Genomic DNA, 20,728 nt, shown 5'->3' on the forward strand with positions numbered 1-20,728 from the left:
CCTCACGCCCCCGAACGTCCCAACTCCCGACCCTCGATCCCCGCTTGGGGCGAGGGATTAGAAGGTCAGAAGCTATGCCGCGCCGCACCGACATCTCCTCGATCCTGATCATCGGCGCCGGGCCGATCGTCATCGGCCAGGCGTCCGAATTCGATTATTCGGGCACTCAGGCGGTCAAGGCGTTGCGGGAGGAGGGCTATCGCATCATCCTCGTGAACTCGAACCCGGCGACGATCATGACCGATCCGGAGCTCGCCGACGCGACTTATGTCGAGCCGATCACGCCCGAATTCGTCGCCAAGATCATCGAGAAGGAGCGGCCGGACGCAGTCCTGCCGACGATGGGCGGGCAGACCGCGCTCAACACCGCGCTGGCCTTGTTCAAAGACGGCACACTCGAGAAGTACGGCGTCAAGATGATCGGTGCGGATGCCGAGGCGATCGAGAAAGCCGAGGACCGGCTGAAGTTTCGCGAGGCGATGGACAAGATCGGCCTCGAAAGTCCACGCTCCGAGATCGCGCACACGCTCGACGAGGCGGTCAGGGCGCTCGATGTCGTCGGGCTTCCTGCGATCATCCGGCCGAGCTTCACCCTCGGCGGAACCGGCGGCGGCATTGCCTATAATCGCGACGAATTCGTCCAGATCGTCACCGGCGGCCTCGAGGCATCGCCGACCAGCGAAGTGCTGATCGAGGAATCGGTGCTCGGCTGGAAGGAATATGAGATGGAGGTCGTGCGCGACCGCAACGACAATGCCATCATCATCTGCTCGATCGAGAATGTGGATCCGATGGGCATCCACACAGGCGACTCGATCACTGTTGCGCCGGCGCTGACGCTCACCGACAAGGAATATCAGATCATGCGCAACGCGAGCATCGCGTGCCTGCGCGAGATCGGCGTCGAGACCGGCGGATCGAACGTCCAGTTCGCAGTCAATCCGGCCGATGGTCGCCTGGTGGTGATCGAGATGAACCCGCGGGTTTCGCGCTCGTCGGCCTTGGCCTCCAAGGCGACGGGCTTTCCGATCGCCAAGGTCGCCGCAAAGCTCGCGGTCGGCTACACGCTCGACGAGATTCAGAACGACATCACCGGGTCGACGCCGGCAAGCTTCGAACCGACGATCGACTATGTCGTCACCAAGATCCCGCGTTTCACATTCGAGAAGTTCAAGGGCTCCGAGCCGCTTCTGTCCACCGCGATGAAATCGGTCGGCGAAGCGATGGCGATCGGCCGCTCGATCCACGAGAGCATGCAGAAGGCACTGCGCAGCATGGAAACCGGCCTGACGGGGTTCGATGGCGTCAAAGCCCTTTATGGCGCGCCTCGGGCCGAGATCGAGGCCGCACTGGCGCGGCCGACGCCGGAGCGGCTACTGACGGCCGCCCAGGCGCTGCGCGAGGGCTTCACCGTCGCCGAGATCAACGCCATCACCCATTTCGATCCCTGGTTCCTCGAGCGACTGCGTGAGATCGTCGACGCGGAGGAGGAGGTCAGCCGCGACGGCCTGCCGCAGGATGCGGCGGGGATGCGCCGGCTGAAGGCGATGGGCTTCTCCGACAAGCGGCTGGCCGAGCTTGCAGTTCGCTCCGCCAACCTTCGCGGGGGAGCGATGGGAAAGATTGCCGCGCGCTCGCACGGCCTGATCCACGATGCGGTGAAGGCGATGACCGGTGCGACCAGCGAAGACGAGGTTCGCGCGCTTCGTCACCGGCTTGGTGTGCGGCCGGTATTCAAGCGCATCGACAGCGTCGCCGCCGAGTTCGAGGCGCGCACCGCCTATATGTATTCGACCTACGAAGCACCGACCTTCGGGGAACCGCAGGACGAGAGCGAGCCCACCGACAAGCGCAAGGTCGTGATCCTCGGCGGCGGTCCGAACCGGATCGGGCAGGGGATCGAATTCGACTATTGCTGCTGCCACGCCTGCTATGCGCTCGGCGAGGCCGGCTTCGAGACGATCATGATCAACTGCAACCCCGAGACGGTGTCGACCGACTACGACACATCGGACCGGCTCTATTTCGAGCCGCTGACCGTCGAGGACGTGCTCGAAATCCTCGACGTCGAGCGCTCCAGGGGCGAATTGGTCGGCGTCATCGTCCAGTTCGGCGGCCAGACTCCGCTCAAGCTCGCTGCGGCGCTCGAGAAGGCGGGAATCCCAATTCTCGGCACCTCGCCCGATGCGATCGACCTGGCCGAGGACCGCGAACGCTTTGCCGCCCTGGTGAACAAGCTCGGCCTGCGCCAGCCGGAAAACGGCATTGCCCGCAGCCGAGAGGAGGCGATCGCCGTCGCCGACCGCATCGGCTATCCCGTCCTCACCCGGCCGAGCTACGTTCTGGGTGGCCGCGCGATGGAGATCGTGGACGGCCCGGCGCAGCTTGAAGACTATATCGTCACCGCCGTGCAGGTGTCCGGCGACAGCCCGGTTCTGATCGATCAATATTTGCGCGATGCGATCGAGGTCGACGTCGACGCGATCTCCGACGGCAAGGATGTCTGCATCGCCGGCGTGATGCAGCATATCGAGGAAGCCGGCGTCCATTCGGGCGACAGCGCCTGCTCGCTGCCGCCTTACAGCCTAGAGCCGGCGATCGTCGAAGAAATCGAGCGGCAGGCGCGGGCCCTCGCGCTTGCGCTTGGCGTCAAAGGTCTGATGAACGCCCAGTTCGCGGTAAAGGACGGCAAGGTCTTTCTGATCGAGGTCAATCCGCGCGCCAGCCGGACCGTTCCGTTCGTCGCCAAGGCGATCGGCACGCCTATCGCCAAGATCGCGGCGCGCGTCATGGCCGGGGAGCCCCTGATGTCGTTCCTGCCGATCCACCGGGACGTTCCACATATCGCGGTGAAGGAGGCCGTGTTCCCGTTCGCACGCTTCCCGGGCGTCGATCCGGTGCTCTCACCGGAGATGAAGTCGACTGGCGAGGTCATCGGAATAGATATGGATTTCGCCACGGCCTTCCTCAAATCGCAGCTCGGGGCAGGAGTCATCCTGCCGACCGACGGAACGTTATTCGTCTCGGTGAAGGACAGCGACAAGGCGCTGGTTGCACCGGCGGTTCGGGCGATGACCGAAATGGGCTTCAAGGTGATCGCCACCACCGGCACCGCCGATTACCTTCGCGAGCAAGGGATCCCCGCCGCCGAAGTGAACAAGGTGGCGCAGGGACGGCCGCACATCGTGGACAAGATCAAGGACGGCGACGTCGCGATCATCTTCAACACCACGGAAGGCTGGCAAAGCCACAAGGACAGCGCATCGATCCGGGGGTCGGCGCTGATGGGCAAGGTGCCCTATTTCACCACTGCCGCCTCCAGCGTCGCAGTGGTCCGGGCGATCGGGGTGCTGCGAGAGCGTAGCCTTGATGTTCGATCGTTGCAGTCCTATTATCAATCCTCCCGAGCGTGATCCTTCACACAATCGAAACAAGATCGGCCGTCTTCGCGAATGGGACGGCCCGAAGCGGATTTGGACGAAAGGCTGTTTTATGGCGACGGTAGACAAGATGCCGATGCTGGCTGAGGGCTATGAGAAGCTCCAGAAAGAGGTCCGGCACCTGAAAACCGTCGAACGCCCGTCGATCATCGATGCGATCGAGGAAGCGCGCGGCCACGGCGATCTTTCGGAAAATGCCGAATATCATGCCGCGAAGGAGCGTCAGGGCCAGGTCGAGGCGCAGATTGCCGACATCGAGGATCGGCTGAGCCGTGCGATGGTGATCGATCCGACCACCCTCTCAGGCGACAAGGCCGTGTTCGGTGCGACCGTCCACTTGCTCGACGAGAACGACAAGCCGGTTACCTATCAGATCGTCGGCCAGACCGAGGCGGATGCGCGCGTCGGACGGATTTCGTACAATTCGCCGCTCGGCCGTGCGCTGATCGGACGCAATGTCGGCGACGAGGTTGAAGTCTCGACACCGTCCGGCGACAAATATTACTCGATCGAAAAAATCGAGTTCATCTAAGACGTGCGACCACCCGCCGATTGGAAGAAGGCCCGCTTCACCCTGGCCGTTGCCGGGGCGACCGCAGCGGCCTGGTTGGTCGTCTCGGCCGGCAACCTCACCGACGCGGCGGCGGTCTGGGGCGGGTTCATCCCCGCCCGCGCATCCGGGATGGTGCAGGAGAGCGGGCTGGCGCCGGTGTTCCTGACCCCGATTACGGCATCGCTGATCCACGCGAACTTCGTCCACGTCGCCTTCAACCTGCTGATGCTGCTGTTCTGTGGCCGTGCGGTGGAGCCGATCATCGGCAGCACGGCGGTCGCGATCCTCTATGTCGTCGGCGCTTATGCCGCCGCCGGCGCGCAATGGCTTGCAGATCCTTCAGGCATGGCGCCGATGGTGGGAGCCAGCGGCGCGATCTCGGCCCTGCTCGGCGGCTATGCGATGTTCTTCGGCCGGCACCGGGTGAAGATCGCCAACAACACGCTGGCGATGCTGGTCAACGCGCTCTGGCTCGCCGCGGCCTGGATTGCACTGCAGTTGCTGATCGGACTGACCGCGCAGGGTGCGGCGATCGCCGTTGCCGCCCATATTGGCGGATTTCTCGCCGGCTTGATCCTGGCACGTCCGTTGCTGATTCTGCGCTGGCGCAAGGCCTGAACGGCGAGCGCGTTTCCAGTCAACGATCTACGACAATGAAACCACCGTTCGGGCCGGGCCGGTCTAAGGCCACTTCTTCCTGTGCCGAACCGGGGAACAGGGTGGGCTTCGACAGGCTCAGCCCGAACGGCTGATGATGTTGTGGGGAGGGGGTAGGGCCGCGCTCAAGCAGTGCCGAGTTGCGGCTCCAGCAGGCGGTGGAGATGGACCACCACATACTTCATTTCCGCATCGTCGACGGTACGCTGCGCGTTGGCGCGCCAGGCGTCCAGCGCCGACGCATAATCGGGGAAAATGCCGACGACATCGACCGTCGACATATCGAAGTCTAGGCCCTGCGGGTCCTTGACCCGGCCTCCGAAAACCAGATGCATTTTGCTCATGGGCTGTCCGCTTAGCGAACGCGCCCCGGAAAACAAGCGCTTCCGGGGCGAATTGACTCATTCGTTGCTGCCGCCGGTGACGGTCCCCGCAGCCGCGCCGGCCGAGGTCTTCACCGCGCCCACAGCCTTGTCGGTGAACTCGCCGATTCGGCGCTGGACCGAATCGCGGGTGAGCCCGAGCTCGCCGATTTGTTCGCGTCCGGCGTCCTTGGCGGCAAGCACCGCCTGGCGGGCGGTGTCGTGGACCTTGCGTCCGGCGGGGCCGAGCAATGCTTGCTCACGCTTGGACTTGGGAAGCACTGCGCCGGCAACGAGGCCAAGCGCGAGGCCGCCGACCACCGCAACCATCGGATTGGCCTCGATGCCGCTGCCGGTCCGCTCGCCCGCCGTACGGGCAGTTTCCCGAACGCTCTGAAGTGCCGAGCCTGCACGCTCGCGCGCGGACTCGTAGGCGGCGCTGGTCCGCTCGCGGGTACTCTGATAAGCATCGGACGCGCTCTGCCGGACACCGGCGAGCCGGCCTCCGTCATTCGCATCGTTCGCGGCGCCAGTAGAAGTGGTGGTCGTGCTGCTTTCGCGGGTGTCGCTCATGCGGTTACTCCTTCATTCTGATTTCTGGCGACGACCGGCGTCGTCAGGTCATATTGGGGGCTCGACGTGTCGAGCGTTGTGGTGACGAGGTGCTCGGGTGGTTTCTTCGAGAAGAGCCATGAAATCGCGGACTTGATGGGCTGACGGGCAAGGAAGAGGGTGACGGCGCCGAGCGCTGCCGACACCGCCACCGGCCGCGCCTTAACCGCCTCGACCGCGTCATCGGCCATTCCGGTCGAGCGCTCCTTCACTTCCTCCCAGGCGTTGCTGGCGATCGTGCTCGGGCTCAGCCGTTCCTGAAGGATGGCAACGCCGCCCATCAGTTTGCGTCGCGCGATCTCGGCCTCGCGCCGGGCGCGGGTGATGTCGGCTGCGCTCACGACAAATGCTCCCCGGCGGAAAGCGCTGCTTTCTCTTCTGCATCCCCGGCCAACGCCGACAGCTTGCCCGCGCCGTAGCGCACCAGCACGAAGGCGATGATGCCGACGACGAGGAAGACGGCCAGGCCGCTGAGCAGTGGTCCGATCAGCGCCGCCAACGCCATGACGATCGCTACGAACAAGGCAATCAGTGCGGCATTCAGCAGGAAGATCGCCGCGACCAGCGCGATGGCGCCGTTCCGCGCCTTCGCAATCCGGTGCGCGGCGATCGTCCGGTAGAGCCCGATCTCGGCCCTGGCATAGGCTTTGGCGTCTTCGGCCACCCGGCCGAAGAGGTCACCGATCGAGCTTTCGCTCATCCCGCCTGGCCGCGCGTCCAAGCTCAGGCTCCCGTGCCGGAGCCACCGGCGGAACCGCTCTTGCCCGCATTGTTGGTGCGGTTGCTGTCGCCGCCGGTTTCGAATCCGGCCTTGACGACGCGGGCCAGGGCGAAGCCGACCACGGCCGCGACGCCAATCGCGACGCCCGGGCTCTTGCGGACCGCGTCGGTGACGGTCTCGTAGATCTCGTCGACTTCCTTGTTGCGGATCGTGTCCGCAAAGCCCGAAACCGCGTCCGACGCGCGGCGGGCATATTCGCCATAGTCGCCGCCCAGGCGCTCATCGATCGTGTCGGCGGTATCGGCGAACACGCGCGAAAGCTCCTCGAGGGCGTCGGTCGCGCGGCTCTTGCCGGTGTCGGCGAACTCGCGGACGCGGCCGCCGGCCTGGTCGCGGAGCGCATACGCCTGACTCTTCAATTGGTCGACGACGTTGCCGCCGGTGTCGTCACCGCCCGATTCGCTGCCGCCACCGCCGGTGTTGCCACCGCCGCCTGTGTTGCCGGCACCGGCGACGAACCCACCGCCGGGCTGCGCGCTCGCGGCGGTGCCGCTTCCGATCGTGCCGCCGCCAGTTTCGTTGTCATCGTCGTTGCCGAACCCGCGGCCGCCGTCGCCGTTGGTCTCCATGGCGCCATTGATGATGTGGTCGGTCCCTTCCGGGAGCTCGTTTTCGCGAGGAGGCATGATCCGTTTCTCCAGCTGTTTCTCGTGATCCGTTACGGGGCCAAACCGGCAAGACCACCCGGTCGTTCCGGATGAGTGCAACGAAAGTTGCGTCAGCGGCTCTGCGCCGATAAGCGGCCAACACATTCCATATAGTTCATGACGAGGCCGTAACAATGACCGCCATCCTCGACGTCCACGCCCGCCAGATCCTCGACAGCCGCGGTAATCCGACGGTCGAGGTGGAGGTGATTCTCGAGGATGGCAGCAGCGGCCGTGCCGCGGTTCCGTCCGGCGCCTCGACGGGCGCGCACGAAGCAGTCGAGAAGCGCGATGGCGACAAGTCAAAATATTTCGGAAAGGGCGTCACCCAGGCTGTCGAATCGGTCCGTGGTGAGATCGCCACGGCGATGAACGGCCTCGAAGCCGAGGATCAGAGCGAGATCGACGCGCTGCTGATCGAGCTCGATGGGACCGAGAACAAATCGCGGCTCGGGGCCAACGCGATCTTGGGCGTCAGCCTGGCCGTCGCCAAGGCCGCTGCGGATGCGCGGGGCCTGCCGCTCTACCGCTATGTCGGGGGCGTCTCCGCGCAGGTGCTGCCGGTGCCGATGATGAACATCGTCAATGGCGGTGCCCATGCCGACAATCCGATCGACTTCCAGGAGTTCATGGTGATGCCGGTCGGCGCGCCGACACTGGGGGAAGCAGTGCGCTGCGGTGCCGAGATCTTTCATACGCTGAAGAAGCGCTTGCACGCCGCCGGCCTCGCCACCGCGGTCGGCGATGAAGGCGGCTTCGCGCCGAACCTTGCCTCCGCCCGCGCCGCGCTGGACTTCATCATGGAGTCGGTCGAGGAGGCCGGGTACAAGACGGGCGATGACGTCGTGCTTGCGCTCGATTGCGCCGCGACCGAATATTTCCGCGACGGCGCTTATCATCTGGACGGTGAGGGCAGCGTCCTCTCGCCCGCCGAGATGGTCGATTATCTTGCCGCGCTCGCCCGTGATTATCCGATCCTCTCGATCGAGGACGGCATGGGCGAAGACGATTTGGAGGGCTGGAAACTGCTGACGGATCGTCTCGGCAGTTCGGTCCAACTGGTCGGAGACGACCTGTTCGTCACCAATCCCAAGCGTCTGACAATGGGCATCGAGCGGGGCCTGGCCAACTCGCTGCTGGTCAAGGTCAACCAGATCGGTACCTTGTCCGAGACGCTCGAGGCCGTCTCGACCGCGCAGCGGGCGCGGTACACCGCGGTAATGTCGCACCGTTCGGGCGAGACCGAAGACACGACCATCGCCGACCTCGCGGTCGCCACCAATTGCGGTCAAATCAAGACCGGCAGCCTCGCCCGCTCGGACCGGCTCGCCAAGTACAATCAGCTCATCCGGATCGAGGAAGAGCTGGGTGGGATCGCGCATTATGCGGGGCGTGAAATCTTCGCCTCGCTGCGCCGCTGAGGCCACATTCGGCGGGGGCTGCCGTGCGGATCGCGGCGGCAGTCCCCAACTCGGCGCAAGCGCGGGGCCAAAGGTCGGTATTTTCCCGTAAAGCTGCGCAAAAGACTTGATTCGCAGAGCTTTTCCTGATTCTGTGAGTTCATGAAGTCAGTCGGAAGAAATACGGTCGAAACGATCCGCCGCGCGGCATTGCCGGCGCTTGCGATTTTGATCATCGCCAATTTTCTCGGCTACGCGGTGATCGGCGCCAACGGCATCTTGAGCTGGGGCGATTACCGCCGTCTGAAGCAGGAACGGCAGGTCGAGCTTGCCCAGCTGGAGGTCGAGCGCACCCGCCTCACCCAGCGGACCGCGTTGCTCGATCCCAAGAATGTGGATCCGGATCTCGCCGACGAGATGATCCGACGGGAGCTCGGCCTCGTTCGGCCCGACGAAGTCATCATCCCCATCAAGGACTGAGATCGGTCCACATCGTTTCCGCGTGTCGCGGGCTCGCCTGAGCCCGCTTTTCCGCGCCTTCCGGCCGTGCCGTAGCGACCGGCGCCAGCACACGTTGCGCACCGGCACGTTTGCCGCCATAGAGCCCGCACCCCAGACGGACCCCTAAGGACAGGATAGCTCCACAGTGGCCAAGGCAGCAACGCGCGCCAGCGACGACACCGGTTCACCTCCCCCGCCAACCCACAATCGTGAAAGGCCTCCCGAGCCGCAGCGCCACCAGGCGAGCCGCGAGGAACTGCTCGAATATTATCGGCAGATGCTGCTCATCCGCCGCTTCGAGGAGCGGGCGGGGCAACTGTACGGCCTCGGGCTGATAGGCGGTTTCTGCCACCTCTACATCGGCCAGGAGGCGGTCGCGGTCGGCCTGCAGTCGGCGATGGAGCCCGGCAAGGATTCGGTGATCACCGGCTATCGCGATCATGGTCACATGCTCGCCTACGGCATCGATCCGAAGGTGATCATGGCGGAGCTCACCGGACGCGCTGCGGGCATTTCCCGCGGCAAGGGCGGGTCGATGCACATGTTCAGCGTCGAGCATAAATTCTACGGCGGCCACGGGATCGTCGGCGCCCAGGTCAGCCTCGGCACCGGCCTTGCCTTCCAGCACAAATATTCCGGCGACGGCGGCGTCTGTCTTGCCTATTTCGGCGACGGTGCGGCCAACCAGGGCCAGGTCTATGAGAGCTTCAACATGGCCGAGCTTTGGAAGCTTCCGATCATCTACGTGATCGAGAACAACCAATATGCCATGGGCACCAGCGTCAATCGCGCGTCCGCCGAGGACCAGCTCTATCGACGCGGCGAAAGCTTCCGGATCCCTGGCCTTCAGGTCGACGGCATGGACGTGCTTGCCGTCCGCGGCGCCGCCACAACCGCGCTCGATTGGGTGCGCTCCGGCAAGGGCCCGATCCTGCTCGAACTCAAGACCTATCGCTATCGCGGCCACTCGATGTCCGATCCGGCCAAGTACAGGTCGCGCGAGGAAGTCCAGTCGGTCCGTGACAAGTCCGATCCGATCGAGGCGGTGAAGCGCGAGCTCGCCGCGGCCGGTGTCAGCGAGGAGGAGCTCAAAAAGCTCGACTCCGACATCAAGAAGATCGTCACGGAAGCTGCCGATTTCGCCGAGCAGAGCCCCGAGCCGGAAGCTGCCGAACTCTACACCGATGTACTGGTAGAGACCTACTGATGCCGATCGAACTGAAGATGCCCGCTCTCTCCCCGACGATGGAGGAGGGAACCCTTGCCAAGTGGCTGGTGAAGGAGGGCGATAGCGTCACCTCCGGCACCATCCTGGCCGAGATCGAGACCGACAAGGCCACGATGGAGTTCGAGGCGATCGACGAAGGCGTCGTTGCCAAGATCCTCGTCGCCGAAGGCGCCGACGAAGTGAAGGTCGGCACGGTCATCGCCATCCTCGCGGCCGAGGGCGAAGATGCCGTCAATGTCGCCGGGGCTGCCCATGAGGGCGCGAGCGGCGGCCAGGCGGCCGACATCGCAGCGTCGCCGGCCGAGGAGGCGCAGGCCCAGCAGGCGACGGTGAGCACGCGTCCGAAGAAGGGCGAAGCGCCGGCCAGCCTGCAGGTGGAACCGGAGGTGCCGGAAGGCACGGAGATGGTCCGCCAGACCGTCCGGGAAGCGCTTCGGGACGCGATGGCCGAGGAAATGCGCTCCGACGATCGCGTGTTTGTGATGGGCGAGGAAGTCGCCGAATATCAGGGCGCCTACAAGGTTACCCAGGGTCTGCTCGAAGAGTTCGGCGATCGACGGGTGATCGACACGCCGATCACCGAATATGGCTTTGCCGGCGTCGGCACCGGTGCGGCGATGGGCGGACTCAAGCCGATCATCGAGTTCATGACGTTCAACTTCGCCATGCAGGCGATCGATCACATCATCAACTCGGCCGCCAAGACCAATTACATGTCCGGTGGCCAGATGCGCTGCCCGATCGTGTTCCGCGGCCCGAACGGCGCCGCTGCGCGCGTCGGCGCCCAGCACAGCCAGAATTACGGTCCGTGGTATGCAAGCGTGCCTGGCCTGATAGTCATCGCGCCCTATTCGGCGGCCGACGCGAAGGGGCTGCTCAAGGCGGCAATCCGCTCCGAGGATCCGGTGGTCTTCCTCGAGAACGAATTGCTTTACGGCCAAAGCTTCGAGGTTCCCAAGCTCGACGATTATGTCCTTCCGATCGGCAAGGCGCGGGTTGCGCGCGAGGGCAAGGACGTCACCCTCGTCAGCTATTCGATCGGCGTCGGAGTGGCGCTCGACGCTGCGACCAAGCTTGCCGAGGACGGGATCGAAGCCGAGGTGATCGACCTTCGCACCCTGCGCCCGCTCGACAAGGAAACCGTGCTTCGCTCGCTCGCCAAGACCAACCGCATGGTCTGCGTCGAGGAAGGCTGGCCGGTCTGCTCGATCTCTGCCGAGTTGATGGCGACCGCGATGGAAGAGGGGTTCGACGATCTCGATGCGCCGGTTCTCCGCGTCACCAATGAGGACGTGCCGCTGCCTTATGCCGCCAATCTCGAGAAGATGGCGCTGATCGACATCGATCGCGTCGTCGCGGCCGCGAAAAAGGTCTGCTACCGCTGATCCGCAGGAGGGGGCGGCGACGCCCCCTCTGCAATGCCAGGAGCGCGCGATGGCAGAACTCGACCGCGACCGCGTCCTGGCGCTCAGCTACATTCCTGCCGCCCGACGGAGCGCCGTCGAGGCGCTTTGGCAGCTGGATCTGGCCCTCGGCAATGCACTCTCCGGCGGCCGGGAGCCGCTGATCAGCCAGATCAAGCTCGCCTGGTGGCGCGAATCGCTCGAGAAGCTCGATCGCCAGCGTGCCCCCGCCGAACCCGGTCTGCAATCTGCCGAGACCTTTCTCTTGCCGAACGGCATCAGCGGCGCCGAGCTCTCCGCGATGGAGGAGGGGTGGTCGGTGCTGCTGACCCCTGACGTGCTCAGCGAGGAAAATCTCGCCCTCTACGCCGCGGCGCGCGGCGGCCGGCTGTTCCGCTATACGGCCCGATTGCTGGGCGAAAGCGCTGATGCCCGGATGGAGAGCGCCGGCGAAGCCTGGGCGCTGATCGATCTCGCGCGGCACAGCGCTAATCAGCCCGATGCCGATGCGGCCGTCGCCGGCGCACGGGAACGGCTCCGGCGGCTTAGCTGGCCCTCGCGCCTGCGGCCGCTCGGCATGCTGGCTTCGCTCGCCGCGCGCGATGCGGAGATCGATCGGCCGCGCTGGGAAGAGCAAGGGGCACCACGACGCATGCTTCGGATGCTACGTCATCGTCTCACTGGTATTTGACCCCGTTTTGTTCTAGACTCGGTCGTGTCGTCCGATGCGGGCGGGTGTGAAGCGTGCTCCAGCGGGAGAAGAGCGATGCTTCGTTATGCGACCGGGACTGCCTCTGTCTTGCTTTTCCTCATTGCCGGCTTCTTCCTGTGGAAGAGCCAGGGCTCGGCGGAAAATCCGATCCCCAAGGCGCCCAAGGCTCTAGCGGCGCTCTCCGCCGCCGACCAGACGGAAGACGCACGCGGCGACGAACCGGCCGCAACGCCACCGGCCGCAACCGAGACGAGCAAGGAAGAGAAGCGGTTCGCGCGCGCCGACAAGGACAAGGACGGCAAGATCACGCTCGAAGAACTGTACCTGCCGCGTCGCAAGGCGTTCGCCCGTCTCGACACCAACAGCGACGGTCGTCTGGCATTCGAGGAATGGTCCGCTTCAACCAACGAGAAATTCGGCGAAGCTGACAAGGACAGGTCGGCCTCGCTCAGCCCTGCCGAATTCGCAACCACGAAGCCCAAGACCAAGGCGAAACCGAAGGTCTGCGCCTGCTGACAAGGCCTTCGCCACTCGTTCAGGTTGGCGGGTCGGTGCCTTCAAGACCGCGCGTGTCGGGGCGGAACTTGGCGTGTCGTGGCAGTGTGTCGGCGGGGTCGAACCAGCCAATCCGACTTGCCCAGAAGATGTGGAAGCCCGGCACAACCGCGTTGGGATCATCGAGCGTCGCGACGCTGAAATCGACCGTCTCGGGCTGGTGATCGACCTCCATCGTGAACGGGGTCCCGCAGTCTCCGCAGAACCGGCGGAAGCCGAAGCTGGACGATTTGAAGGTCTTCACCCGGTCGGCTCCCTTGGTGAAGACGAGGTCGTCGGCGGGTACCGACGAGAAGACCATGGCCGGCGCGCCGGAGTTCAGCTGGCAGGTACGGCAGTGGCAATAGCCGGTATCGAAAGGTTCGCTCTCCAGCCGGTAGCGGACCGCTCCGCAAGCACAGCCGCCGGTCAGAAGGTCGTTCATGGCCAAGGGGTAAGCGGGCGCAGCAAGCGCGTCAATTGACTTGCCATAGGGCCAACCCTACATCGCCAGCAACGATTGCAAGGGGGGCGGCGCACTGCCGCGTCTTGCGCGTGGCCCGCATTCAAGAAGATTAGGATCGCCCATGTTTGGCGGATTTGCCAAAGCCATTTTCGGATCGTCCAACGATCGCTACGTGCGCTCGTTGCGCAAGATTGTCGACCGTATCAACGGGTTCGAGCCGACCATCTCCGCAATGACCGACGACGAGCTTCGCGGCCAGACGGTCATCTTCCGGCAGCGTCTCGCTGACGGGCAGGATCTCGACGACATTCTTCCCGAAGCCTTCGCCACCGTCCGGGAGGCCGGCAAGCGGGTGCTCGGCCAGCGCCATTACGACGTCCAGATGATTGGCGGCATCGTTCTGCATCGGGGCGAGATCGCCGAGATGCGGACCGGTGAAGGCAAGACTCTGGTCGCGACGCTCGCCACCTATCTGAACGCGCTTGAAGGCAAGGGCGTACACGTCGTCACGGTCAACGATTATCTTGCCCGCCGCGACGCCGACTGGATGGGCCAGGTTTATCGCTTCCTGGGTCTCACGGTGGGTGTGATCGTTCCAAACCTGTCCGATCACCAGCGTCGCCAGGCTTATGCGTCCGACATCACGTACGGCACGAATAACGAGTTCGGCTTCGACTATCTGCGCGACAACATGAAATATGATCGCGCGTCGCTGGTGCAGCGACCGTTTAACTACGCGATCGTCGACGAGGTGGATTCGATCCTGATCGACGAGGCGCGCACGCCGCTGATCATCTCCGGCCCGACCGACGACAAGTCGGAACTCTACAAGTCGGTCGATGCGGTCGTGAAGACGCTCGATCCGATCGATTACGAGGTCGACGAGAAGCAGCGCTCTGTCGTGCTCACCGAGGATGGTACCGAAAAGATCGAGCGGCTGCTCGAGGATGCCGGGCTGCTTTTCGGCTCCAACCTCTACGACTTCGAGAACACCGTCGTCGTCCACCACCTGAACCAGGCGCTGCGCGCGAACGTCATGTTCAAGCGCGACATCGATTACATCGTCAAAAACGACAAGATCATCATCATCGACGAGTTCACCGGCCGCATGATGGAGGGCCGACGCTGGTCCGAGGGCCTGCACCAGGCCGTCGAGGCGAAGGAGGGCGTCAATATCGAGCCCGAGAACCAGACGCTCGCCTCGATCACATTCCAGAATTATTTCCGGCTCTACCCCAAGCTTGGCGGCATGACCGGCACTGCGGCGACCGAGGCGGCTGAATTCTACGACATCTACAAGATCAACGTCGTCACCATTCCGACCCACGTCTCGGTGAAGCGGATCGACGAGGACGACGAATTCTACAAGAACCAGAACGACAAGTTCGCCGCGATTGCCAAGGCGATCAAGGAGAAGCAGGAGATCGGCCAGCCGGTACTGGTCGGCACGGTCTCGATCGAGAAATCGGAACTGCTCGCTGAATTCCTGCAGCGCGAAGGCGTGCGCCACGAAGTGTTGAACGCCCGCTATCACGAGCAGGAAGCCCATATCGTCGCCCAGGCTGGCCGCCTCGGCGCCGTGACGATCGCGACCAACATGGCAGGCCGCGGCACCGACATCCAGCTCGGCGGCAACGTCGAGTTCCGGGTCAACGACGAGCTGTCGGACATGGAGGAGGGGCCCGATCGCCACGCAGCGGTCGAGCGGATCAAGCAGGAAGTTCAGGAGGAGAAAGCGCGCGTGCTCGCCGCCGGCGGTCTGTTCGTCCTCGGCACCGAGCGGCACGAAAGCCGCCGCATCGACAACCAGCTGCGCGGCCGTTCGGGCCGCCAGGGCGATCCGGGGCTCAGCCGCTTCTACCTCTCGCTCGATGACGATCTGCTGCGCATCTTCGGCCCACAGACGATGTTCGCGCGCCTGATGAACAAGAATCTTGAGGATGGCGAGGCGATCGTCAGCCCCTGGATCTCCAAGGCAATCGAGACCGCGCAGAAGAAGGTCGAGGCACGCAACTACGACATCCGCAAGCAGGTCGTCGAATATGACGACGTGATGAACGATCAGCGCAAGGTGATCTACGAGCAGCGCTCCGACATCATGGACGCGGACACGATCGGTGACGTCGTCGAGGACATGCGCGCGGAGACGGTGAACGCGATCGTTGGGGAGGCCTGCCCGCCCAACACCTATCCCGAACAATGGGATATCGCCCACCTGAAGACGCGCATGCTCGAAGTGTTCGGCCTGGAGCCGCCGGTCGAGGAGTGGATGCAGGAAGAGGCGATCGATCCGGAGATCTTCGTCGAGCGCATCCAGGCGATGGCCGCTGCGCAAATCGAGGAGAAGAAGGCGACGATTCCGACCGAGAGCTTCATCCAGGTCGAGAAATCGATCCTGCTCCAGTCGCTAGACCATCACTGGAAGGAGCATCTGGCGATGCTCGACGCGCTTCGCCAAGTCATCCATCTGCGCGCTTACGCGCAGAAGAAGCCGATCGACGAATATAAGCGGGAAGCCTTCCAGCAGTTCGAGCGCATGCTGATTGCGATCCGCGAGGACGTGACCCGCACCCTCGCGCTGGCGACCATCACCATGCCGGAGCCGGAGCCCGAATATTCGGACCTGCCGGACTTCATCACCCACCATATCGATCCGCTGACCGGCGACGATGACACGGCAGATATCGACGGGTCGACCGGCAACGTGTTGTCGCGCCTGCCGCCGCTTCAGATCGAGCGGCCGGAACTGCCCGCGGGGCTGGACCTTGCCGAAGCTCCGGTCAGCAGGAACGCGCCGTGCCCATGCGGTTCGGGTCAGAAATACAAGCATTGCCACGGCCAGCTCGCCTGAGCTGACGCCCCGGACAAGAGAAAGGGCCGGTGCGGGAAATCCCGCGCCGGCCCTTTTCCGTTTCAGTGCCTCGTCGGTAGCGGATCAGGCGACCTTGAAGCCTTCCTTGTTCATCAGCGCGGTCAGCCGCGAATTTTGATCGTCGGACATCAGCTTGCGGAAGGCGGGAAACACCTCATTCTCCTCCATCCGGATATGCTCTTCGATCATCGCGCGGAAGTCGCGCACCCGCGCCAGCCATTCCGGGCTGTTTTTCGGCATGGTCTCAAGCTCGTAGAGATAGGTTTTCACATAACCGTGCTCGGCCGTGAGCGCATCGGCATCATGGGTGCTGTTGGCCTGGCGGAGCGCCGGATAGATGACATTCTCTTCCTCGATAGCATGCTTGGTCAGCGCATATTTGAGCTTCATCAGCAGGTGCGAACGCATCATGGTCTGATTGTCGTCGGTGGCCTCGATCTTGTCGAAGATCGCCAGCGTCAGCGCATGTTCGGTCTTCAGGGCGTCGAACCAGTCACCGGTGGCGCCGCTCGTGAATTGCACGAACAGTTTCCGGCCGACATTGGCGGCGATGCCGACAGCGGCGCCGGCCATAGCTGCGCCGACGAGCACACCGGTATTGCCGCTGCCGAAGCCGAACGCGCCCTGATTCTCGCCATTGCTTTTGCCGCTCGTGCGCGACTTGCCGCTTCCCTTGGTTTCGCTCTTGGTTGCCATATGGCCCTCCTCGTAAATGTTGGCGCTGGAACCCGCAGGAGAGCGACAATGTTCCGGCTAGGGGAGGGCAAAGGATGACGCCGGAATGGATCAAGGAAACGAAGGCGGCGGCAAGCGGCGAGCCCAGAATCCAGGACTAGATCTCGCCCGGTCATGAAAAAGCCCCGGAAAACCGGGGCTTCTCTGTTCAACACCCTGAGTGCCTGGTGGCTCCGGCGGTAGGATTCGAACCTACGACCAAGAGATTAACAGTCTCCTGCGCTACCACTGCGCTACGCCGGAATGACCAGACCCTCAGGGTGTGGCGGGCCTATGCCGCAACTTTCCGGAGCGCGCAAGCCTGTGTTGTGCGGTTTTTTCAGACTGCGAATTGCTCCATCGTGATCCGTTCATCGAGGGCGTGATCGGGGTCGAACAGCAAGGTGAGTTCCTGGGTGCGGTCGACGCAGACCGTCACACGTTCGATCTCGCGGACCTCGCGCTGGTCTGCCACCGCCGATACCGGACGTTTAGACGGGTCGATGGCACGGAAGACGATGCTGAATTCATCGGGGATCAGCGCCCCGTGCCAGCGACGGGGCCGGAAGGGGCTGATCGGCGTCAGGGCGACCAGGTTCGAACCGAGCGGCAGGATTGGGCCTTGTGCGGACAGATTGTAGGCGGTGGAACCGGCAGGGGTCGCGACCAGCACGCCGTCACAGACCAATTGCGGCAGCACCACCCGGCCATTGACCGAAATCTCGATCCACGCCGTCTGGCGGGTTTCGCGCAGCAGCGAGACTTCGTTGATCGCGGGATGATCCACCCGGTCGCCGCGGATCGTTACCGCCTCCATGCGCAGTGGTGCGACCTTGAAGGCTTTGGCCACGTTCACGCGTTCGCGCAGCCCGTCAATCTGCCACTCGTTCATCAGAAAGCCGACCGTGCCGAGATTCATCCCGAACACCGGCAGGATACGCCCGCTGCGCAGCATCTCGTGAAGCGCGTGAAGCATGAAGCCGTCGCCACCCAGAGCGATGATCTGTTCCGCCTCCTTGAGCGGGACGAATGCGTAATGGCGCCGAAGCTCGGCCTCTGCTTCCTGTGCAGCCTCGGTGTCCGAGGCGAGAAGGGCGGTGGGTCTGTCCGCGGCGGCCGTCATCCTCGGCTTGGTAGGCCGTGCCGCCGCCTGCGGCAAGCAAAGCCTGCGAGATGGCGTCCTACCTGGCTACGAGCGTGGGGGTCTGGACTGTGCCAATACGAATCACAGTATCTAAACCGATTGTTGAGGCTCCCAGCCGAGAGTAGACCGGGCGCGGTGGATCAGATGCGGGCTAAGGAGGAGTTGAAAATGCGGCCTGCGGGCGGATCGGCGCCGCTGTTCATCCTTTCGTTCCGCCATCGCGACGAACTCACGGCTGCTGCGGAGCGGGCGGGCTGGCACCCGATCGCCGCACGGCGAGCCGACAATGCCGAGAGCCGCTTCATCGCGTCCGGTGCCCTCGTGGCGATCGTCGATGCCCGGGGTGCGCTGCGCGAGGGCCGAGAGGCGGTGCGCGCGCTTGCCGATTGCGCGGAGACCAATAGCGCCGCCTTGCTGGTTCTGCTGTCGCGCACCGACGAAGCCGCCCTCGACGATCTTTACGCGTCCGGTGCCACCCACTTCCTGGTCAGCCCGTTCACCGAGCCGCAATTGCTGCAAGCGGTGCAATTCGCCGGGCGTTTCGCGGAGAGGGTAGGCGGTGGCCGCGCCAGGCGAAGGACCGATGAACCCGGGACGACGCGTCAGCCGAATTCATGGCGCTGGCAGCCGGGTTCCGGAACGGTCGAGCTCAGCCCCGCGCTCGCGCGCCGCGCTGGGCTCGGTGAGGAACAGGGGCGGCGCATCAGCCTTCTCGACCTGTTTCGCAAGCTCGATGCGGACGGACGAAAAGCGGCCAGAGGCGCCGTCGATCGGCTGCTCGCCACCGGGGAATCCACCGGCTTCGCCCACGCCGATGTTAGCGGCGGCGGTGTCCGTCTCGCGCATCGCTTGCGGGTCGAAGCGGATGGGGTGGTCGGGCAGACCGAGGCGATCGCGCCCGTCTCCCCGGGAGGCTTGGGCACACCGTCCCGCGACGCGATGACCGGCCTTCGTGATGCGCGGTCGGCGCGTGCCTGGATGGATTCGCAGCTGATCCGCGGCGAGGGGGATCCGGCGCTGGTCGTGCTGCTACTCGCGGTCAGCCGCTTCGATGCGATCAATGCCGCCTTTGGACGTGAGACCGGAGACGCCGTCCTCCAGGCCGCCGGTCGTCGCATCGAGCGTTTCGTTGATCCTGACGGTCGCCGGCGCCTCGTCGCCCGGATCGCAGGGGCGGAATTCGCGATACTGCTCGCCGCGCCGGCCAGCCTCGCGGAAGCCCGTTTTCTTGCCGGACAGCTGGTCGAGGCGATCGGCCGACCGTTCATGTCCGGCGACCACGTCGTCACCCTCGGCAGCCGCGTCGGCGTGGTCGCCGCCGAGGCGGGCGACGACGCTATGCGCCTCCTCCGCCGCGCCAGTGCCGCACTCGCCGAAGCGAAGGCGGCGGAAGCCGGGCCGGTCTGCGTGCTCGATGCCGATGCCGCCAGCGACAGCGCGCTCGGTGACCGGCTCGAGATCGATCTTCGCCGTGCGCTCGATCAGGACGAGATCGAGATCCTGTTCCAGCCGCAAGTCTCGATTGCAACGCGCCGCATTGTCGGTGCCGAGGCGCTGGCGCGCTGGCGGCATCCGCAATTCGGGGAGCTGGGAGCAATCACCCTGTTCAACGTTGCCGAGCGTTCCGACTATCTCGTCCAGCTCTCGGACCACGTGCAGCGCAAGGCGATTGCCGCAGCCGCGGCGTGGCCCGCCTCGCTCGGAGATCTTAGGCTTTCGGTGAACATCACGGCGGCCGACATCGTCCGGCCGAATTTTGCCGCTCAATTCGTCGAGATGGTCGATGAGACCGGCTTTCCCGCCGATCGTCTCACCGTGGAAGTGACGGAAAGCGGGCTGATCGAGGATCTGGCCAAGGCGGGCAATCTCCTTGCCCAGCTCCGCCAGAGTGGGCTCAGGATGGCGATCGACGATTTCGGAACCGGCTATTCGAGCCTTGCCTATCTCAAGGCCCTGCCGCTCGACTACCTCAAGATCGACAAGCGGCTGGTCGAGGACATCAGCGGCAGTGCCCGCGATCAGGTGGTGGTGCGCAGCGTCATCGACATGTCACGCTCGCTCGGCCTTGAAGTGATCGCCGAGGGTGTCGAAACCGAGGAGCAACTCGCGCTTCTCGCACAGGAAGGCTGCACGCTGTACCAGGGCTTCCTGTGCTCGCCGCCGGTCGATGCCGAAAGGCTGGCGATACTGGTCGAGGGCTGATGGCGACCAAATCGCTCAACATCGGCGGCCTCTGGATGGGAAGCTTCTCCTATCCGGCGCGCCGCGGCGTCACCACGCCGTTCCTCGCCCGGATCGAGGATGAGGGTGGCGCGCTGTCGGGCACGATCATCGAGCCGAATACCATGGGCCCGTCCAGCGACAGCCTGGAAGCCATCCTGTCCGGCAGCCGCCAGGGCCGCCAGGTCGACTTCACCAAGACCTACGATGGCGCCAGCGATGCCGCGCACGCGGTCGACTATGTCGGCCGACTCTCCGGTGACGGCAACACCATCAGCGGGGTCTGGAGCCTTGCCGATCTCGACGGCACGTTCGAGATGTACCGCGAGGCTGTGTGGGAAGAAAGGGTCGGACAGGAAGCGGAGGTGGTGAAGCTCTGACGCTCTGCTTGCGCTCAGTTGTTACGATGTAACATCATTGTATGGCGTTTATCGCAAAAGCCGGAGGCCTGATGTGCTCCTTTGCGGGCACCGCAATCCAGC

20 protein-coding genes and 1 tRNA gene are annotated in these 20,728 nt (G+C 64.3%); 12 read left to right on the forward strand and 9 right to left on the reverse strand.

Annotated elements, in window-relative coordinates; all coding sequences use genetic code 11:
• The first annotated feature begins 74 nt into the window (after nt 1–74).
• The 3 genes from carB to C7I55_RS15335 all read left to right on the forward strand — a co-directional run bounded on the left by carB (nt 75) and on the right by C7I55_RS15335 (nt 4,611).
• On the forward strand, nt 75–3,413 hold the full coding sequence (gene carB, locus C7I55_RS15325; protein ID WP_106513817.1) for a carbamoyl-phosphate synthase large subunit: 3,339 nt from the start codon (nt 75–77) through the stop codon (nt 3,411–3,413).
• A gap of 79 nt (nt 3,414–3,492) precedes the next feature.
• Nucleotides 3,493–3,972, forward strand: coding sequence for a transcription elongation factor GreA (greA, locus tag C7I55_RS15330; RefSeq protein WP_106513819.1), 480 nt, complete (start codon nt 3,493–3,495; stop codon nt 3,970–3,972).
• A 3-nt stretch (nt 3,973–3,975) separates the two neighbouring features.
• The gene (locus tag C7I55_RS15335; protein WP_106513820.1) at nt 3,976–4,611 is read left to right on the forward strand and encodes a rhomboid family intramembrane serine protease; all 636 of its coding nucleotides are present in this window, start codon (nt 3,976–3,978) and stop codon (nt 4,609–4,611) included.
• A 164-nt stretch (nt 4,612–4,775) separates the two neighbouring features.
• Here C7I55_RS15335 and C7I55_RS15340 read toward each other — a convergent pair whose 3' ends face one another.
• Genes C7I55_RS15340 through C7I55_RS29250 form a run of 5 tightly spaced genes read right to left on the reverse strand, consistent with a single transcriptional unit; the run spans nt 4,776 to nt 7,031 of the window.
• Nucleotides 4,776–4,994, reverse strand: a complete 219-nt coding sequence (locus C7I55_RS15340; RefSeq protein ID WP_106513822.1) for a DUF4170 domain-containing protein — start codon at nt 4,992–4,994, stop codon at nt 4,776–4,778.
• A gap of 57 nt (nt 4,995–5,051) precedes the next feature.
• Nucleotides 5,052–5,585, reverse strand: a complete 534-nt coding sequence (locus C7I55_RS15345) for a hypothetical protein (RefSeq protein ID WP_106513823.1) — start codon at nt 5,583–5,585, stop codon at nt 5,052–5,054.
• The gene (locus tag C7I55_RS15350) at nt 5,582–5,965 is read right to left on the reverse strand and encodes a DUF3618 domain-containing protein (RefSeq protein ID WP_106513825.1); all 384 of its coding nucleotides are present in this window, start codon (nt 5,963–5,965) and stop codon (nt 5,582–5,584) included. Before C7I55_RS15350 ends, C7I55_RS15345 begins: the two co-directional genes overlap by 4 nt.
• Nucleotides 5,962–6,345 carry a phage holin family protein gene (locus tag C7I55_RS15355; protein WP_106513827.1) on the reverse strand — a complete coding sequence of 128 codons (384 nt, stop codon included), beginning with the start codon at nt 6,343–6,345 and terminating at the stop codon, nt 5,962–5,964. Before C7I55_RS15355 ends, C7I55_RS15350 begins: the two co-directional genes overlap by 4 nt.
• Before the next feature lie 2 nt (nt 6,346–6,347).
• Nucleotides 6,348–7,031: a hypothetical protein gene (locus C7I55_RS29250; protein WP_106513828.1), complete on the reverse strand. Its 684-nt coding sequence runs from the start codon at nt 7,029–7,031 to the stop codon at nt 6,348–6,350.
• A gap of 155 nt (nt 7,032–7,186) precedes the next feature.
• Between C7I55_RS29250 and eno the strand changes: the two genes are divergently transcribed.
• The 6 genes from eno to C7I55_RS15390 all read left to right on the forward strand — a co-directional run bounded on the left by eno (nt 7,187) and on the right by C7I55_RS15390 (nt 12,812).
• Nucleotides 7,187–8,473: a phosphopyruvate hydratase gene (gene eno / locus C7I55_RS15365; RefSeq protein ID WP_106513830.1), complete on the forward strand. Its 1,287-nt coding sequence runs from the start codon at nt 7,187–7,189 to the stop codon at nt 8,471–8,473.
• Nucleotides 8,474–8,614: 141 nt separating this feature from the next.
• Entirely contained in the window at nt 8,615–8,932 is a 318-nt protein-coding gene (locus tag C7I55_RS15370) for an FtsB family cell division protein (protein WP_106513831.1), read from the forward strand.
• 166 nt (nt 8,933–9,098) lie between these two features.
• Nucleotides 9,099–10,160, forward strand: coding sequence for a pyruvate dehydrogenase (acetyl-transferring) E1 component subunit alpha (gene pdhA / locus C7I55_RS15375; RefSeq protein WP_106513832.1), 1,062 nt, complete (start codon nt 9,099–9,101; stop codon nt 10,158–10,160).
• Nucleotides 10,160–11,566, forward strand: a complete 1,407-nt coding sequence (locus C7I55_RS15380; RefSeq protein WP_106513833.1) for a pyruvate dehydrogenase complex E1 component subunit beta — start codon at nt 10,160–10,162, stop codon at nt 11,564–11,566. Before pdhA ends, C7I55_RS15380 begins: the two co-directional genes overlap by 1 nt.
• A 49-nt stretch (nt 11,567–11,615) precedes the next feature.
• Nucleotides 11,616–12,275, forward strand: coding sequence for a squalene/phytoene synthase family protein (locus C7I55_RS15385; RefSeq protein WP_106513834.1), 660 nt, complete (start codon nt 11,616–11,618; stop codon nt 12,273–12,275).
• A gap of 75 nt (nt 12,276–12,350) precedes the next feature.
• Nucleotides 12,351–12,812: an EF-hand domain-containing protein gene (locus C7I55_RS15390; RefSeq protein ID WP_106513835.1), complete on the forward strand. Its 462-nt coding sequence runs from the start codon at nt 12,351–12,353 to the stop codon at nt 12,810–12,812.
• A gap of 19 nt (nt 12,813–12,831) precedes the next feature.
• On the opposite strand, the gene C7I55_RS15395 is transcribed toward C7I55_RS15390, so the two are convergent.
• The gene (locus C7I55_RS15395) at nt 12,832–13,275 is read right to left on the reverse strand and encodes a GFA family protein (protein ID WP_106513836.1); all 444 of its coding nucleotides are present in this window, start codon (nt 13,273–13,275) and stop codon (nt 12,832–12,834) included.
• A gap of 142 nt (nt 13,276–13,417) precedes the next feature.
• On the opposite strand from C7I55_RS15395, the gene secA reads away from it, so the two are divergent.
• Entirely contained in the window at nt 13,418–16,147 is a 2,730-nt protein-coding gene (gene secA, locus C7I55_RS15400) for a preprotein translocase subunit SecA (protein WP_106513837.1), read from the forward strand.
• 84 nt (nt 16,148–16,231) lie between these two features.
• On the opposite strand, the gene C7I55_RS15405 is transcribed toward secA, so the two are convergent.
• The 3 genes from C7I55_RS15405 to C7I55_RS15415 form a co-directional block, all read right to left on the reverse strand.
• Nucleotides 16,232–16,864 carry a hemerythrin domain-containing protein gene (locus C7I55_RS15405; protein ID WP_106513838.1) on the reverse strand — a complete coding sequence of 211 codons (633 nt, stop codon included), beginning with the start codon at nt 16,862–16,864 and terminating at the stop codon, nt 16,232–16,234.
• Between the two features lie 207 nt (nt 16,865–17,071).
• A tRNA-Asn gene (locus tag C7I55_RS15410) sits at nt 17,072–17,146 on the reverse strand.
• Nucleotides 17,147–17,222: 76 nt separating this feature from the next.
• Nucleotides 17,223–18,005: an NAD kinase gene (locus C7I55_RS15415; RefSeq protein WP_106513839.1), complete on the reverse strand. Its 783-nt coding sequence runs from the start codon at nt 18,003–18,005 to the stop codon at nt 17,223–17,225.
• Nucleotides 18,006–18,194: 189 nt separating this feature from the next.
• Between C7I55_RS15415 and C7I55_RS15420 the strand changes: the two genes are divergently transcribed.
• Together C7I55_RS15420 and C7I55_RS15425 are read left to right on the forward strand one after the other, a co-directional pair.
• Entirely contained in the window at nt 18,195–20,228 is a 2,034-nt protein-coding gene (locus tag C7I55_RS15420; RefSeq protein WP_199192836.1) for a putative bifunctional diguanylate cyclase/phosphodiesterase, read from the forward strand.
• Nucleotides 20,228–20,626 carry a hypothetical protein gene (locus tag C7I55_RS15425; protein WP_106513840.1) on the forward strand — a complete coding sequence of 133 codons (399 nt, stop codon included), beginning with the start codon at nt 20,228–20,230 and terminating at the stop codon, nt 20,624–20,626. Before C7I55_RS15420 ends, C7I55_RS15425 begins: the two co-directional genes overlap by 1 nt.
• Nucleotides 20,627–20,728: the final 102 nt, after the last annotated feature.

It is taken from the genome of Allosphingosinicella deserti (assembly GCF_003012735.1).
Taxonomy (GTDB): Bacteria; Pseudomonadota; Alphaproteobacteria; order Sphingomonadales; family Sphingomonadaceae; genus Allosphingosinicella; species Allosphingosinicella deserti.